The sequence below is a fragment of the Aquimarina atlantica genome, assembly GCF_000626715.1.
GTDB lineage: Bacteria > Bacteroidota > Bacteroidia > Flavobacteriales > Flavobacteriaceae > Aquimarina > Aquimarina atlantica.
This window is the reverse complement of record NZ_AQRA01000004.1, coordinates 363,878-380,667: the sequence shown is the minus strand read 5'-3', so window position 1 is coordinate 380,667 and position 16,790 is coordinate 363,878. Positions and strand designations below refer to the sequence as shown.

Genomic DNA, 16,790 nt, shown 5'->3' with positions numbered 1-16,790 from the left:
GCAAAATATTATGAATAACAAAAAGTGCTACAATGCAGATATTGAACATATTTTAATAGAATTGTTAAATTTCGAGTATTTTATGAGGTATTTTCATTTGTTTTTATAAATGCTTTAATTTTTGTTAATTTTATAGAACACAAACTCAAAATATTTTTTATGAAAAAAGGTTACTCGTTTGTCATTCTATTATTATTAATAGGGCAAACAATTCTTGCACAAAACTCGAACACCCTCGTTCGAAATCACTTTAGAGATATTGCTAAAGAAGCTTCTTCAAAAACTTTCAATACCGATTTTTCAGAATGGAGGATAACAGATGAAGTTCCTTCGTTAAAAGCTGGTATTACACACGTATATGTTAATCAGCTTTATAATGGAATCCCTATAGTAGATGGGGCATATAAGTTAACAGTCAATAATGGCAAAATTACTTATGAAATCGATCAATTTATTAAAGAAGTAAAATCAAAAGTTACTTCTACTAAAGCATCTTCTACAGAAATTTCGGCAATAAATGCGGTTATACGAGCACATAACCTGCCTCCTGCCAAAAGGTTATCTAAGACCGTAAGTAAATCTAACGGAAACGATGTATCACAATTCTTGGATTCTGGTATCACAGCAGATAATGAACCTATAAAAGTTAAGAAAGTATATAAGTTGCACAACAATGAATTACGCCTTTGCTGGAATGTGAATTTATATGAAAAAAATGGTCATAACTGGTGGAGTAGTTATGTCGATACTAAAACGGGCGAAATTATTTATGAAGATAACTGGGTAGTAAAGTGTTCTTTTGAAGATCCTGACCATACCTCACATAGTCATGAATCTGTTCTTTTTGAAACTAAACCATTAGTAACAGTTGCAGAAGCACCAACGACAGCTTTGGCGCCAGATTCATATAATGTACTTGCAATGCCGGTAGAAAGCCCAATACATGGTAGTCGCTCTATAGTTACAAATCCGGCAAATGCAACGGCATCTCCTTACGGGTGGCACGATACAAACGGAAGTAATGGAGCAGAATACACCATTACAAGAGGTAATAATGTATGGGCACAGGATGATATTAACGGAAATAATGGTACAGGTTCTTCTCCTAATGGAGGATCAAGTCTTGACTTTGATTTTCCATTAAATCTTAATCAGGATCCTAGTAATTATAGAGATGCAGCTATAACCAATTTATTTTACTGGAATAATATCATACATGATGTATTCTACCAATATGGTTTTAATGAAGCTAGTGGTAATTTTCAAGAAAACAACTATGGTAAAGGAGGAGCAGGAAGCGATTCCGTAAATGCCGATGCTCAAGATGGTAGTGTTACTTGTAATGATCCTAGAACCAATTGTATCAATAATGCAAATTTTGGTACTCCACCAGATGGAAGTAACCCAAGAATGCAAATGTTTTTATGGAATAAAACCAACCCTAAGAGAGATGGAGATTTTGATAATGGGATTATAGCCCATGAGTACGGACATGGTATTTCTACTCGATTAGTAGGAGGGCCTTCTTCTAATGTTTTAGGAGGATCTGAGCAAATGGGAGAAGGTTGGTCTGACTTTTTTGGATTAATACTTACCATGAAAGCAGGTGATGTAGGTACAGATGGAAGAGGTGTTGGGACTTATGCGCTGGGTCAACCAACTTCTGGAAACGGAATTCGACCAACCCGATATTCTACAGATACATCTATTAATAGTACAGACTATGGAGATATAAATAACCTTAGAGTACCTCATGGAGTTGGTTATGCATTTGCAACAATTCTTTGGGATATGACCTGGGCTTTAATCGACCAGGAAGGTTTTGATGCCGATTTTTATAATGGAACTGGTGGGAATAATATTGCTATGGCCCTTGTTATTGAAGGATTAAAGAATACAGCTAATAATCCGGGATTTGTTTCGGGTAGAGATGGAATCCTTCAGGCAGATAAAGATCTGTATAATGAAAAATATAAATGTTTGATCTGGAAAGCTTTTGCAGCACGTGGAGTAGGAAAAGATGCTAACGAAAATAATAACGGTGGTTCTAATACTAATTCAGACCAAACCGTTTCTTTTGTAAATCCTTGTGATGACCCAGGTCCGGATCCAGGTAATTGTTCTGGAGATGTGACTTCATTCCCATTCTCAGAAAGTTTCGAAACTAATTTAGGACAATGGGCACAGGCAACATCGGGAGATGATCTAAACTGGACCAGAAATTCTGGAACTACTCCTTCTACAGGAACAGGACCAAGTAGTGCGGCAGATGGTACGTTCTACCTATATGTTGAAGCTTCGGGTAACGGAACAGGATATCCTAATAAGAGAGCTATTTTAAATTCTCCTTGTTTAAACTTTAGTAGTTTAACAACTCCTAAACTTGCATTCCAATACCATATGGTAGGTAGTGCTATAAATACTTTGGTAGTCGAAGCAAGAACTGATAACACAGGAAACTGGACAAGCGTATTTTCTAAAACAGGTGCTCAAGGTAGTAGTTGGAATACAGCAGATGTTGATCTATCAGCCTATGCTGGTAACGCAAGTGTACAACTACGATTTAATGTAGTTACAGGTAGTGGTAGTAGTGGTTGGCAAAGTGATATTGCTATAGATGCGGTGAGTATTCAAAATGGAACCACCAATCCACCCGTGTGTGATGCTTTGAATTTTAACGATTTCCAGATTAATGCATTCTCTAATCAAGATAGTGCAGGTGATTTCTCAATAGTAAGTGGTGGAGCTGGATTATCTATGCAGAATAATACCTGGAAATATATTAGCCTTAATTATACCGTTACAGCAAATACAGTAATAGAGTTTGATTTTAGTAGCACTTCTCAAGGTGAAATCCATGCAGTTGGCTTTGAAAATGATAATTCATTAACATCTTCTAGGTATTTTAAAGTTCATGGTACTCAAAATTATGGAGTCACCAACTTTGATAATTATGCTAGCGGAACCAAGAAATATGTCATTCCTGTAGGTGATTTTTATACAGGTAGTATGGATCGTTTAGTATTTATAAATGATAACGATGCCGGTAGCGGGAATAACTCAATATTCTCTAATGTCAAAATTTACGAAGGATCTTGTGGTGGATCGTTAGCAGCAGAAACACTTGCAGCATTTGGAAGTATGACTCCAATTCTTGGTGATGAAGATGAAGGTGAGGTATCGACGATTAGAATTGCACCAAACCCATTGAAGAAAGGAAACTTACTTCGAGTGTTTGTTCCTAGTAAAGAAATATCAAATACATCATACTCGATTATAAATATTATGGGACAAGTAGTTGGAGAAGGAAGGCTTAATAATAATGGCTTTATCAATCTTGATCGCTTGGGTGCAGGTATGTACATACTTAAAATCCAAAATTCTGAAAGGAAAGAAAAAGATACAATAAAGCGTTTTATTATTGAATAACTGATTTGTAGAGTAATACTAAAGACCGTTCGAGAGAACGGTCTTTTTTGTTTGATATGTGTTTAATACCATTTTACTTTTCAAAACTAATATGGTGATAAAAGGTACTAAACCATGAGGAATACGATATAATACCTCATAAAGGTTTTGATGAATAGATTGCAGGGGGAAATCAATATAAAAATTAGCGACAATTCTGGCAAATGCGGTAAGCAACCCCCATAATAATGCATACCATAAAGTATATACAGCCGTTTTTGGAATAAAAATTAAAACAGCAATTATAAAATCCAAAATGCCAGCGATATACAAAAAAGTGACAGCCACAGACTCCGAACATCCAATGATTTGAATAACCATATCTACAAATTTTCCAGGAAGAGGATAAAACCCAAAAGCGTATAGCCCATGCGAAAAAAAAGTGACCGCAATTAATATTTTTAGAATAAGGATAAATCTTTTAGAAGTAAAATTATCAGCATGTGTATAAAGTAAAACAAAAGGTAAACCAAATTGGATGCTATGCTCAAAAAACTGAGCCGTATGATAAAATTTTTCTTTAGTAAGAAGAATAGCCAGAATTACTAAAGAAACTCCTCCTACCAGTATAGGAAAACGCAACCATTTTTTATTACTTGTGGTAAATCCTAAGGCACAAAATGCAGCTATCAAATAGAGTATGCCATTACTTCGTATAATAGTTTGAATTGCCTTATCCGTTGTGCTACTTGTCACATAATCTTTCCATGATACACTAAAAATTCCTTCGATAACAGGTTTTAAAAGAGCTTCATCCCAAAAGAAAGATCGATATGGAGCATCCCAAAACAGATGTTGCCATGCTCTACCAGTGAAAATTAAAAAAACAGATATTTTAAGAATACGTAATGCTTTAGGATTTTTCATGATACAAATTAAAAGTAATCAATGTTATTAAGACCTAAGCTTATTGTTATGTTTTGTAAAAGTTTTTGTTACCTGATTTAATTCTTAATTAAGGTTGAAAAGGGTTTAATTTTCTGCTTATCAATAATTTAAATTTGCAATTCATTAACCAATGTTACACAGCCATGAAAAAAATCTACTTACTTATCGTAGCTCTTATTGGGTTGCAGACTTATGCTTCTACCGATAAATACCGTTTAACTCTACGTGATAATCCAGCGACTTCTATAGTTATTGGGTGGAATCAAATTTCTGGAAATAATCCTATGGTATATTTTGATACAGTAGACCATGGTATCAATTATACCAATTATAACTATTCGAAATCTCCGGATCGCATAATTGCTTATCGTGGAATGAATAATCATTTTATTCGCTTATCAGGATTAAGCCCGGATACAGCATACTATTTTGTGATTAAGGATAGTGAAGGAGTAAGTAAACGATTTTGGTTTAAAACTGCGCCACAAGAAAATAGCAGATTTTCCTTTATTGCCGGTGGTGATTCTAGAAATAATAGAACTCCAAGATTAAATGCTAATCGTCTGGTAGCAAAACTAAAACCACATGCGGTACTTTTTGGAGGAGATATGACAGATAATGATAGTAATTCGCAGTGGAGAACCTGGTTTGATGATTGGCAGTTAACTATTGCCAGCGATGGAAGAATGTTCCCTATTCTCGCCGCCAGAGGAAATCATGAAAAAAGTAATAATACAATTATTAACCTATTCGATGTACCTTCTTCTGGTGTACATTACGCAATTACTTTTGGGCGTAATCTGGTACGAACCTATACACTAAACTCTCTTACTGCTATTTCTGGAGATCAAACTAACTGGTTAAAGAATGATCTCAATATCAATCAGGAAATTATCTGGAAAATGGCACAATATCATTTTCCAATGCTTCCTCATGTATCTTCTAAGATAGATAATGTTATAGAATATGCAAATTGGGCGCAGTTGTTTTATGATAAAGGTGTAAAATTGGTAATAGAATGTGATGCCCATACTGTTAAAAGCACTTGGCCTTTACGACCTTCTACTAGTTCTGGTAATGAAGGCGGATTTATAAGAGATGATGATGGGACAGTGTATGTAGGAGAAGGAGGCTGGGGAGCGCCATTACGAGATAATGATGATATAAAAGGTTGGACAAGAGATTCTGGCAAATTCAATCAGTTTAAATGGATTTTTGTCGATGAAGCAAAAATTGAAACGCGAACCATAAAAGTTGATAATGCAATTCAAGTAGGAGAAGTTTCTAACCACAATGTATTTGAAATCCCTAGCAATCTTGATATCTGGAGCCCCTCGAATGGCAGTGTGATTAAGATTATAAATAAAGCGTTTAGTGCACCTCAAGTTTCTTTTGCTACATTACAAGATGGGCAACATATTCCCGTAGGAAATACAGCGATCGAAGTAAATGCAACAGATAGTGATGGAAAAATTGATAGAGTCGAATTTTATATAGATGAAAATTTAATAGATGTTGATGTTGCTGCTCCATATAGCACTCTGAAAAATTTTACCAATGGAATTCATAATATCAAAGTAATAGCATTTGATAACCATGATTTATGCAGTGAAAAAGAAATAACAGTCAATGTCGGACAGTTTTCAGAAAACCTTACGATCCCTGTAGCAGGAGGATATGATGATGTAGAAGAAAATTTTGTAGGTCAACTTTATGTAGATAGCAGCGATCTAGAATTGGTTTATGACACTACAAATCTTATAAGTTTTCAAAAAGTAGGTATTCGTTTTCAGAACATTGTAATACCGCAAGGAGCAATTATTAACAGCGCATACATCCAGTTCACAGCCGATGAGAGTCATCACAAAGAAGCAGAACTAGAGTTTTCCTTGCATGATAGTGATAATTCACCTCTGTTTTCTAATGAAAATAATGTGTCTGGTAGAAATGTTGTATCTCATAAAATACGATGGAAACCTAGGCCGTGGATCGCAGGGCAAAGCGGTAATGATCAGCGAACTCCTAATCTTAGAGAGATGGTACAACAAATAGTAGACAAAAGAGGATGGAGTGCAGGTAATAATATGAGTTTTATTATTCGTGGAAAAGGAAAAAGTTCCTGGAGGACTAAATATAAGAGAGTAGCAAGCGCTTATGAAAGTGGTGAGAATAAAGCAGCTAAATTGATAGTGAATTATACTTTTAAAGGAAATTCGAGAATCAATAAAGAAGCTCAAATTAGTACTATAACTACTACGCCATTAGATACCGAATTACATAAAATTAAAATATATCCTAACCCATTTGATGAAGCATTAAATATTCTGATTCCTATAGCACAAGATGAAATACATGTAGAGATTTATAGTGCTAATGGAAAACGTCTATTTTCTAAGAAAACACAAATCAAAAATAATATGGTAAGTATTCGTCCCGAAATTCTGGATAAAGGAATGTATGTTATTCAAGTGATAGATAAAAACGGATATTCTTTAATTACTAAGAGAGTGGTAAAAAAATAACATATATAGAAAAAAGGTAACCCTCAACGTATCTATGTTAATTAACCTCTTGTTATTTGTTATGATTTTTTAAAGTTTATGTTACCAGATTTAATTCTCTATTAATAGTAAATCTAGGTGTGCTTAACGTATTCGTAATAAAGTACTTTTGATTTCTTAATACACTAACCCTAACACACAAATAATGAAAAAACTTATTTTTCTTATTGTAATTCTTTTGGGATTACAAACTCAAGCTTCTAACGGGAAATACCGTCTAACTTTACGGGATAATCCCGCCACTTCTATAGTAATTGGGTGGGATCAGACCTCAGGAAATAACCCTGTTGTTTATTACGGAACCACAGATTATGGAACAAATTATAGCAGTTACCCAAATTCTAAAACTCCAGACAGGACAGTGTCTTATAAAGGAATGAATAATAATTTTGCTCGTCTTACAGGACTGTCTCCTAATACGGCATATTATTTTGTAATTAAAGACAGCCAGGGAACCAGTGAGCGTTTTTGGTTTAAAACTGCTCCGGGAGATAATAGTCGATTATCTTTCATTGCAGGAGGGGACTCTCGTAATAATCGTACGCCAAGAAAAAATGCAAATCGCTTAGTAGCAAAATTAAAACCTCATGCCGTATTATTTGGTGGAGATATGACTAATGGAGATAGTAATTCTGAATGGATCGATTGGTTTAATGATTGGCAACTAACCATTGCGAATGATAACAGAATGTTTCCAATTATAGCTACTCGAGGAAATCATGAAGATAGTAATAACAGTATTTATAATCTTTTTGATGTACCCTCATCCAGTGTATATTATGCCCTGACCTTTGGGAATAATTTGGTGAGAACATATACACTTAATACAGAAATTTCTATTTCGGGAAGCCAAACTACATGGTTACAAAATGATCTAAATGCCAATCCTAATGTAATCTGGAAAATGGCACAATATCATAAACCCATGCGACCTCATGTTTCTTCTAAAAGAGAAGGAAATAGTCAATACAGTAACTGGGCGCAACTTTTTTATGATAAAGGCGTAAAATTAGTGGTAGAATGTGATGCTCACACCGTAAAAACTACCTGGCCCGTTCGACCATCTACCGGGTCTGGTAATGACGAAGGATTTGTAAGAGATGATCAAAACGGAACTGTATATGCAGGAGAAGGCTGTTGGGGAGCTCCGTTACGTTCTAATAATGATAACAAAAGCTGGACTCGTAATTCGGCAATGTTTAACCAGTTTAAATGGATCTTTGTAGATGCAAATAAGATAGAAACCAGAACAATCAAGGTAGATAATGCCTCTCAAGTAGGAGAGGTGTCAAACAATAATGTATTTCAAACACCTTCAAATCTAGATATATGGAATCCTTCTAATGGTGCTGTGATAACTATAAACAATACCAATGTACCAGATAATGAGGCACCTTCCGTGCCAACGGGTTTAACATCATCTAATGTAACAGCAAATTCGGTTTCTTTAAACTGGAATGCATCAACAGATAATATTGCTGTGTCAGGATATGATGTATATCAAAATAATACGGTGATAACTACCATAGCTTCTACTGGATATACGGTAAATGGACTATCTCCAAACTCTACATATTCCTTCAGAATTAAAGCAAAAGATGCAGCAGGAAATGTTTCAGGATTTAGTTCAACAAAAAGCATTACTACACTAGATGAATCTGCTACACTTTATACACTAGGAATAACAACTATTGGAACCAGCGACTCAAAACACGCTACCCGTAGAGCTATGCCATATACAATGAGTGAAGATGGTATTTTGCAAAGTATTACAATGCATATTGCTGGTGGCACCGGAAATGTGCAATTAGGGGTATATGCAGATAACAATGGAGTGCCTGGCAATAAACTAGGACAAACTAATATAACGGTAGTAAGATCAACCAGGGGATGGCAAACCGTTTCTTTACAAAGCCCGGTTACTGTAAATAACGGAGATACGATATGGTTGGCCTGGATATTTTCTAACAATCCTGGTATCGCTTATGTATCTGGAAGCCCGGGAAGATATCAGGCTACTGGATCAAGTTGGTCTGCAAACGGTAATAATATACCATCAAATTATGGCAGTGGATCTCAAAGTAATTACAGATACTCGGTGTATGCAAATTATATGCGTAATCAATCTTCTACTTCCTATACACTAACCACAAGTACAGTAGGACAAGGTACTGTAAGTGGAGGAGGAACCTATAGTGATGGTAGCTTGGCTACAGTTACCGCAACTGCTTCATCTGGATGGCAGTTTGATGGATGGAGTGGGGCACTTGCAGGAACCACAAACCCCGCTACTATTACAATGAATGCTAACAAAGATATTACTGCTACTTTTAGCGAAACCTCTACAGGAGGATCGCAAACTGTAGAAGTTGCTATAAGTAATGGAAATGATGATGTAGAAGAGGACAAAAACGGAAGCTTATATACGAATAGTAGTGATTTAGAATTGGTTTATGATAGTAGTAATAATTCTAGTTATCAGGTTATCGGATTACGATTCAGGTCGGTAGGAATACCCAAAAATGCAACTATAACCAATGCTTACCTGCAGTTTACTGCAGACGAAAGCCATAGTGCAGGAGCTACATTAGAAATATCACTTCATAATAGTAATAATTCACCAGCATTTTCATCATCCAATAATGTTTCAGGAAGAGCTGTGTTTTCAAATAAAGTTACCTGGAACCCACAATCCTGGTCCCGTAATCAAAGTGGAAATGCCCAACGTTCTCCTAACCTGAAAAATATGGTGCAAAGCTTGGTTAATAAAAACAACTGGACATCTGGTAACAACGTAAGTTTTATTATTAGAGGAAAGGGAAATAGTTTAACCAGTACATCGGCAAAAAGAGTAGCAGATTCATATGAAGGAGGGGCTACCAAAGCAGCCAGATTAATTGTAGAATATACAACTGTTAGTGCCAGATCTTCAGAGATTATTGCAATTACAGACAAAAAATCTTTTATAGTACATCCTAATCCCTTTACTACAGCAATTAATATTACTGCACCTTTATCAGAAAAAAATAAAGATTATACAGCTGTTATCTATAACTTAGAAGGAAAAGTCATTTATAAAGAAAGAATTTTAGTAACAGCATCAAATAAAACGATAACAATAACTCCAAAGCACATTGATTCTGGACTTTACTTACTTTCAATACATAATCAAAATGGTAAGATTGTAAAGACACAGAGATTAATAAAACAATGATATGATCTAAAAAAAGAGTAAATAATATTGATAAGAACCGCTAATTTATTATGAAATTAGCGGTTCTTTCTGCTATAATTTTTTAAATCAAAGTCGTAATTACCTGTGTTTCGCTATGTAATGTTTTGTGAACCGGACATTTATCTGCGATCTGTAAGATTCTGGCAATTTGTTTTTCGTCAAGATTTCCTTCAATCTTTATTTCTCTTTCGAAAGTATCAATTTTTGCGGTTGGATCTTCACAGTTTTCACAGTCTACTATATGAGATTTACTATAACTAGTGTGTACTTCTACATGTTGTAAATCCCACCCTTTTCGGGCAACATACATTTTTATAGTCATAGCTGTACAGGCCGATAATCCTGCCGATACATACTCATAGGGTGATGGTCCAAAATCATGACCTCCTACACTTTCTGGCTCATCTGCAATCATATAATGATTACCCACTTTCATATGAGTTGTATACCCTTCAGCATTTCCTAAACTGGCAACTACATGATGTTGGCTTTTAAGTTTTGGTTCTTCAGGAATCTCAATGTATCGTGATGACCATTCGGCAATAACCGTTCCTGCATATACAGAATCTTCTTTTCGCATCAGTAAGTGATCTGCTCCATCTAATGTTATAAAGCTTTTAGGGTGCTTAGCTGCGTGATAGATTTCTTCGGCATTTTTTATAGGTACTGTAGTATCCTGTGGAGAATGCATGACTAAAAGTGCTTTATTTAAATTCTTCGCAACATTAGGAAGTGATTTGGTTTCTAAATCATCCAAAAATTGTTTTTTTATTGTAAAATCTCTTCCGCTTAGATTGATTGTGGCTTTTCCATTAGTTTGAATTTCTTCTAAACCACTTTTTAATAGATGAGCAACATGCTTTGGATTAGAAGGAGCTCCAATAGTCGCTACCGCTTTGATACTATCTATTTTTGCCGCAGCAAATATTGAGGCGGCACCACCAAGAGAATGCCCCACAAGCAGGGAAGGAGCTTTATACTCTTTTGCTAAAAAATGTGCGGCAGCTACAAGATCTTCAACATTACCAGAAAAATTGGTATCCTCAAAATCACCTTCGCTTTCTCCAAGCCCGGTAAAATCAAATCTTAACACACCAAATCCTTTAGAAGTAAGACCTCGACTTATATTTCGTACCGCACCCAGATTTTTATTACAAGTAAAACAATGTGCAAATAATGCAAAATTATGCGGATGCTGATCGGCTGGAAGCTCTAACCTCCCCGATAATGTTTGGCCATCTGCATTGATAAAAGTAACTTTAGAAAGACTCATAATTCGTGATAGTTTATACTAAAGGTCGAATTTTTTGCTTTAAAATAACATTTTAAGTACCATTAATTTAAACCCGTGAATGATTCGTAAACTGACAGGTTTTTTTGATTTATACTTTTTTTAATGTTGATCAACTAAAATAGGATTTCCATCGGGATCGGTAATCATAAAAGATGCAGGTCCCTCGTTTTTATCCATACCATTAGACATAGTAACCATAATTTCTTCTCCATTTATCTTTTTATGAATATCACGAGCATTTTCCGAATTAAAAGTCAGTGTGTTTTTAGGAAACATTCCCTGAAACAACCCAATTTTTGATGTACCATTTTTAAGAATAGCCCATTTTTGATCCAAATTGCCATCGATCATTGTAAAACCTAGTTTTTCATAAAAGTCTTTAGAAACTTTAATATCCTTTACTGCTAATGAAATTGAAAAAATACCGAGATTCATGATGTTTTTGTTTTTGGTTATATGCCAAATGTACGATCTTCTTTTTTTCCATGTTTTGTTTGGTTGAATGTCGAATGAAGTGGTAATAAGTTCACCTTCTTTTAAACTTGAAATATGCTTGTGAATATTTTTATTACCATCAGGATTTGTAAATTCCTGAATCATTTCGGTTTGATTTCCTTCTTTTTGAGTCATAGGGCCAATTCCTACTGTACCATCAACTCCGTATTGAATAACAATACCCTGGTTTTTGGTAAAATCCCAATATTGCCGGAATTCCCAAAAAGTTCCTTGTCTTTTCCCTTTAATTAGTCCATAAAGCTTACCAGTGATACTTTGTTTTCCGATTCCCCATTTCCAATCCATACCGTATTGATCAAAAGGTTCATTTTTACTTTTATAGGTTTTATTATCAGTAATCCAGCTACCAACCGATTGTTCCATATTATTAATAAACCAACCTGGAATTTTTTGTTGAGAAAAGATGGTGTATGTAGAGATCAAAAATATAAGTATTGTGATATATGTTTTCATAATATTGATTTTATTTTTCAGCTAATCTCTGCCAGTTATTTAATAAAAATTCGGTGTCTTTTTCGGCTTGTTCTGTCCCCATAGATAAAAAGTATCCGCTTAGAAAAGGGCTTTTAAATTCGTAGGCAAAGTCCAGAAAAAGACGAGTTTGAGTAGCGTCTATTTCTTCCAATTTCCAGGAACCGGATAATGATTTTAAAGGAAAAGGGTAATCTTCTTTTTGAGTATTCACAACAAACTGAAACTCTTTACCAGGGTTCCATAATGTACAGGTTTCTTCCCAGCTGCTTCCATCGGGTGCACTACAAACACGTTTCATTCCTAAACCTTCTCCTTCAACAATCTCTACATGATTAATATTAGAAGCAGTTACTTTATGGTAGTTACCCACATCAGAAATTATTTCCCAAACCTGATCTTTGGGAGCATTAATGACTCGCTCAGCAGTAAAGTGTTGTACGCCTTTGGCTTTTGGATATTGAACAAAACCATATACCAGTACAATAACAATATCTAGTACCAGAAATAAAGCTATTCCTTTTAAAATTTTACGTATCATATCTATTTTTTTAATTGTTTTTATACCATAAAAGTAGTTTAGAAAATCGTGGGAAGCCTTGAAAATAGGGTACACTCAATTAATTGATACTCATTCGTTATATATTATACCTGATTCGGTTTTTCATTTAATTAAGTAGCACTATTTTTATACTATGAATAGTATAGAGTCTTTTGCATTTATGGTTACTTTTCTGTTAGGAGGAGTTATTGTGGTTGGCGGTTTTGTTATTTTGGTAATTCTTAAAAGTACCTCGCTTAAACAATCGAGATATTTTCTAGCTATAACTCTTTTTGGCCTCATACAGCATTTGTTTACATACTTGTTGTTTACTACTCAACTGATCAGGCAATGGCCACATATGTTAGGGATTGGATATCCATTGTTATTTTTGGTAGGTCCTTGTTTTTACCTATTTGTGAAGAGTTATGGGGATCCTTCTTTTAAGTTAAAAAAAATAGATGCTATTAATGTTTTACCTTTTTTAATAATGTTGACACTTCTTTTTCCCAGGTATTTGGGAAGTTCAGAAGAAAAACAAGAAATCATACAATACTATTATGATATTTTACCTGGTGGTGCAGTAGCTTTTTCTGATTGGTTGCAAGCAAGTTTACATTTGATCTTATTGTTGATATATTCGGTTGCAACCTTAATAATAATATATAAAAAAGATAAAAAGAATAGTATTTTACTAAAACGATTTGGTGTATTACTTGCGATTTTAGCTTTTATAGAAATCATATTGCAAGCAGGTTTTTTACTTACCGGTGCTTCTGCGATAACAGCAGAGATTATTCTTTCTGGACTAATGTCGATAACCGTATTGTTACTAGGGTATTGGATTGTGGATATAAAGCAAATTCTTCCTGTATTGGAAGGCAAAAAATATAAAACATCTCCATTGTCTGAAATGCGATCACAGGAAATACAACAACAAATACAGGCTTTTTTTGAAAATGAAGACTGGTATGTAATACCTAACTTTAAAATAGCAGATTTATCAAAGACTATTGATGTGCCATCTCATCATATCTCACAGGTATTGAGTGAGAAAATGAATTCTAATTTTTATGAAATAACGAATCACCATCGTATTAAAAAAGCTAAAAAAATGCTACAATCGGGTGCACTACAGAGAATATCCGTTCAGGCTATTGGTGAAGAGTGTGGGTTTAGTAGTAAAACCAGTTTTTATAGAGCATTTAAAAAAGTAACTTCGATGACACCAACAGAATATCTGAGTAAATATTGTAAATAAAATACTACTACACGTTAATTTAAATGATTTTAGAACAGTAAAAGAGAATATAAATACTACTATGGTAGTATACTTTTTACTATAGCCCAATTTCCTGTATCTTTAGATTCTTCAGATGCCATGCCTATGGCTTGTAATTCTGCAACCAGGTGTGCATTGGCAAAACTTGGATTTCCACTTTCTACGGCATCTAAAAAATGAGTAATCGATTCTCTCATTCCGGGCCAATCTGCATAAGGCTGCAATGCAGGAAAATGTTCTATTAAAGATTTTTCTTTGGTTCTTAATTTCAATTCTCCTGTTAAAATATCTATGAAAATATCTCCTTTACTACCAATAATCTCTACGGTAATGACCAGTTCGTCTACACTATCTATATTAACTTTTAACTCCCCCCAAATACCATTGTAATCAAAAAAACCAGAACTTCGGGTTTGTCTTCGTCCACTAGTTCCATAACCATCCATAATAAGAACCCGACTCGGTGTGGCATTTAGTAATATGTTAAGGACATGAACATACCAGAGCGATAAACGATTGATATTTGTTGTATCCTGATCAGGTTCTGGCCCCCAATTAGATCTTAAATCAATAGTTGCAGTTTGGATTTTCCCGATAGCCTCATTTTTTATGAGTTCAGCAGCTTTTGCTATAACAGGAATAAGCCCTAGCTCTAAATCGGCATGTGTGATTTGCGAAGCATTTACCAATTTACTCAATACTTTAGGGATTAAATCTCTGGTATGACCAATAGGAGGTTCATAAAAGATAGCCTTACCAGAATCTAGTGCTTCCATTACAATTTTGCCATGTAAGGCATCAGGTACGGCAATCATTATGGCATCAATCGAGGGTGAATGTAGCAGATCTTCATAATTATTAGATATATCGATGGTATCTCCAAATTGTAATTTGATAGCCGCGATGGTAGCATCACTTTTTGCAGAAATGGCAACAATATCAGCCCTTCCGTCATAGGCAAGAGCAGGTATATAAGCGTCTTTAACCCAGTTACCGTACCCTATGATGCCTATTTTTATTTTAGACATGCTGATTTTTTTTATTTTTCTTAAATACTATAATGCACAAACCAATTTGCAGGAATAATGCAAGACTATTTGTTGTCCATAAAGCGATTGCTTCAAACCTAAGTCCATAGAGAGCCCAAAATGAATATACAAATAACCATCCCATAACATAGCCTGGCGAAAGGCTACTGGATTGTTTTGATTTGTATTCTTTAATAATTTGAATGGCAGTTATGATGCAGACAAAAAAACCAATAGAAAAACCGATAATTTCAAATATTGATTCTGGGATAGATTGTAAAAAGTTCATTTTATATGGTTTTTATAATTGCACATGGATTTCCGAAAGCTAAAGTGTTATCAGGAATATCTTTGGTTACTACAGATCCTGCTCCTATGGTAACATTATTACCGATAGTAACTCCTGGTAATATAACACTGTTTCCACCAATCCATACATTATCTCCAATTTTTACTGGGCTTGTTAATGTCGTAAAAGGAGCATTACCAGAGTTTTGTATTCTCTCAGAAGCTTTTACAGGATGTTTTGCTGTATATATCTGAACAAAAGGTGCAATTAACCCATTTTTTCCAATAGTTATTGTATTATCATCGATAAACATGCAATTGGTATTTATTACCGTGTTTTCGCCTACAGAAATATGGGCTCCATAATCACAAAAAAAAGGAGGTTCGATCCATGCACCATCTCCAATATACCCTAATAAATCTAATAGAGTTTGTTTTTTACCTTTGGTATCTGTAGAGTCCAGAGTGTTATACACCTGCATTAATTTTCGTGCTTTATGATACATTTTGATTAATTCGGGATCCCTGGTATCATAAGATTCACCAGCCAGCATTTTTTCTTTTTCGGTCATATGCATGTTTTCTTTAATTAAATAACGACCGTATAAAATTAGCTTTGTTTTAGAAGAATATTTTTTACCTATGTTAAAAAATGTTGTTTAGCTCTTAATCTACTTAGAGTAACTTGAGTAACTCCCAGAAAAGAAGCGATATAGCCTAGTTTTACACGTTTAAATAAATCAGATTTCTCTTTGGTAAAAGTATCATAACGTTCTTTAGCAGACTGCGTTGCCAAGGCAATATGCCGTAATTCGAGATCAAGAAATGCTTTTTGATGTGCTATTCTGGACCAATTCGCAATTTCAATATTGGTTTTGTATAATAAGTTTAATTCATGTACCGGGATAGCATATATAATAGAATCTTCTAATAAATCTACATATTCAAATCCTGGTTTGTTTTCATAACAACTTAGCATAGAGAAGGCTAATTCTCCTTCTTTACTAAACCAGGTAGTGGCTTCTTCTCCATCAATAATGCAATAAGAACGCGTCAATCCTTTTTCGATGAAATAGTAATTTTTGTCTACAACTCCACTTTTAATAAGTACATGCTTTTTAGGAAGATGTAGTTTTGTCATCTTACTGGTTAAAGATGCTATAGAAGCATCGCTTACCGCATACATACTTTTTATACTAGATATAATTTTTTCCACGC

12 protein-coding genes are annotated in these 16,790 nt (G+C 34.6%); 4 read left to right on the top strand and 8 right to left on the bottom strand.

Features of this window, described 5'->3' with window-relative positions; all coding sequences use genetic code 11:
* Positions 1-159: 159 nt before the first annotated feature.
* Positions 160-3,429 carry a M36 family metallopeptidase gene (locus ATO12_RS24820; protein WP_051575745.1) on the top strand — a complete coding sequence of 1,090 codons (3,270 nt, stop codon included), beginning with the start codon at positions 160-162 and terminating at the stop codon, positions 3,427-3,429.
* Between the two features lie 18 nt (positions 3,430-3,447).
* Here ATO12_RS24820 and ATO12_RS10625 read toward each other — a convergent pair whose 3' ends face one another.
* Positions 3,448-4,335 carry a DoxX-like family protein gene (locus tag ATO12_RS10625; protein ID WP_034241752.1) on the bottom strand — a complete coding sequence of 296 codons (888 nt, stop codon included), beginning with the start codon at positions 4,333-4,335 and terminating at the stop codon, positions 3,448-3,450.
* A gap of 164 nt (positions 4,336-4,499) precedes the next feature.
* On the opposite strand from ATO12_RS10625, the gene ATO12_RS24815 reads away from it, so the two are divergent.
* Both ATO12_RS24815 and ATO12_RS24810 read left to right on the top strand, forming a co-directional pair.
* Entirely contained in the window at positions 4,500-6,878 is a 2,379-nt protein-coding gene (locus ATO12_RS24815; protein ID WP_051575744.1) for an Ig-like domain-containing protein, read from the top strand.
* Between the two features lie 184 nt (positions 6,879-7,062).
* A complete protein-coding gene (locus ATO12_RS24810) occupies positions 7,063-10,131 on the top strand; it encodes an InlB B-repeat-containing protein (RefSeq protein ID WP_051575743.1) in 3,069 nt (1,022 codons plus the stop codon).
* An 82-nt stretch (positions 10,132-10,213) separates the two neighbouring features.
* On the opposite strand, the gene ATO12_RS10610 is transcribed toward ATO12_RS24810, so the two are convergent.
* From ATO12_RS10610 to ATO12_RS10600, 3 genes are all read right to left on the bottom strand, one after another.
* Positions 10,214-11,425, bottom strand: coding sequence for a bifunctional alpha/beta hydrolase/OsmC family protein (locus ATO12_RS10610; protein WP_034241750.1), 1,212 nt, complete (start codon positions 11,423-11,425; stop codon positions 10,214-10,216).
* Positions 11,426-11,545: 120 nt separating this feature from the next.
* Positions 11,546-12,415 (bottom strand): VOC family protein, encoded by an 870-nt coding sequence (locus tag ATO12_RS26635; RefSeq protein ID WP_316932921.1) that lies wholly within the window; start codon positions 12,413-12,415, stop codon positions 11,546-11,548.
* A 10-nt stretch (positions 12,416-12,425) separates the two neighbouring features.
* A complete protein-coding gene (locus tag ATO12_RS10600) occupies positions 12,426-12,974 on the bottom strand; it encodes a type II toxin-antitoxin system RatA family toxin (protein WP_034241747.1) in 549 nt (182 codons plus the stop codon).
* Between the two features lie 154 nt (positions 12,975-13,128).
* On the opposite strand from ATO12_RS10600, the gene ATO12_RS10595 reads away from it, so the two are divergent.
* A complete protein-coding gene (locus tag ATO12_RS10595) occupies positions 13,129-14,235 on the top strand; it encodes a helix-turn-helix domain-containing protein (RefSeq protein ID WP_034241745.1) in 1,107 nt (368 codons plus the stop codon).
* A 59-nt stretch (positions 14,236-14,294) separates the two neighbouring features.
* Here the strand turns inward: ATO12_RS10595 and ATO12_RS10590 are convergent, their stop codons facing one another.
* The 4 genes from ATO12_RS10590 to ATO12_RS10575 form a co-directional block, all read right to left on the bottom strand.
* Positions 14,295-15,284 carry a Gfo/Idh/MocA family protein gene (locus ATO12_RS10590; protein WP_034241743.1) on the bottom strand — a complete coding sequence of 330 codons (990 nt, stop codon included), beginning with the start codon at positions 15,282-15,284 and terminating at the stop codon, positions 14,295-14,297.
* Complete coding sequence (locus ATO12_RS10585) at positions 15,277-15,573, bottom strand: SemiSWEET family transporter (RefSeq protein WP_034241741.1); 297 nt, start codon at positions 15,571-15,573, stop codon at positions 15,277-15,279. The genes ATO12_RS10590 and ATO12_RS10585 overlap by 8 nt, the downstream gene beginning before the upstream one ends.
* A 1-nt stretch (position 15,574) precedes the next feature.
* On the bottom strand, positions 15,575-16,144 hold the full coding sequence (locus ATO12_RS10580; protein ID WP_034241738.1) for a sugar O-acetyltransferase: 570 nt from the start codon (positions 16,142-16,144) through the stop codon (positions 15,575-15,577).
* Positions 16,145-16,212: 68 nt separating this feature from the next.
* Positions 16,213-16,788 carry a Crp/Fnr family transcriptional regulator gene (locus tag ATO12_RS10575; protein ID WP_034241736.1) on the bottom strand — a complete coding sequence of 192 codons (576 nt, stop codon included), beginning with the start codon at positions 16,786-16,788 and terminating at the stop codon, positions 16,213-16,215.
* Positions 16,789-16,790: the final 2 nt, after the last annotated feature.

Excerpts from the sequence above, each read along its gene's own strand:
- ATO12_RS26635 (WP_316932921.1), bottom strand. The coding sequence starts at position 12,415 with ATGAAAACATATATCACAATACTTATATTTTTGATCTCTACATACACC.
- ATO12_RS24820 (WP_051575745.1), top strand. The coding sequence starts at position 160 with ATGAAAAAAGGTTACTCGTTTGTCATTCTATTATTATTAATAGGGCAA.
- ATO12_RS24810 (WP_051575743.1), top strand. The coding sequence starts at position 7,063 with ATGAAAAAACTTATTTTTCTTATTGTAATTCTTTTGGGATTACAAACT.
- ATO12_RS10595 (WP_034241745.1), top strand. The coding sequence starts at position 13,129 with ATGAATAGTATAGAGTCTTTTGCATTTATGGTTACTTTTCTGTTAGGA.
- ATO12_RS10590 (WP_034241743.1), bottom strand. The coding sequence starts at position 15,284 with ATGTCTAAAATAAAAATAGGCATCATAGGGTACGGTAACTGGGTTAAA.
- ATO12_RS10585 (WP_034241741.1), bottom strand. The coding sequence starts at position 15,573 with ATGAACTTTTTACAATCTATCCCAGAATCAATATTTGAAATTATCGGT.
- ATO12_RS10580 (WP_034241738.1), bottom strand. The coding sequence starts at position 16,144 with ATGACCGAAAAAGAAAAAATGCTGGCTGGTGAATCTTATGATACCAGG.
- ATO12_RS24815 (WP_051575744.1), top strand. The coding sequence starts at position 4,500 with ATGAAAAAAATCTACTTACTTATCGTAGCTCTTATTGGGTTGCAGACT.
- ATO12_RS10600 (WP_034241747.1), bottom strand. The coding sequence starts at position 12,974 with ATGATACGTAAAATTTTAAAAGGAATAGCTTTATTTCTGGTACTAGAT.
- ATO12_RS10625 (WP_034241752.1), bottom strand. The coding sequence starts at position 4,335 with ATGAAAAATCCTAAAGCATTACGTATTCTTAAAATATCTGTTTTTTTA.
- ATO12_RS10610 (WP_034241750.1), bottom strand. The coding sequence starts at position 11,425 with ATGAGTCTTTCTAAAGTTACTTTTATCAATGCAGATGGCCAAACATTA.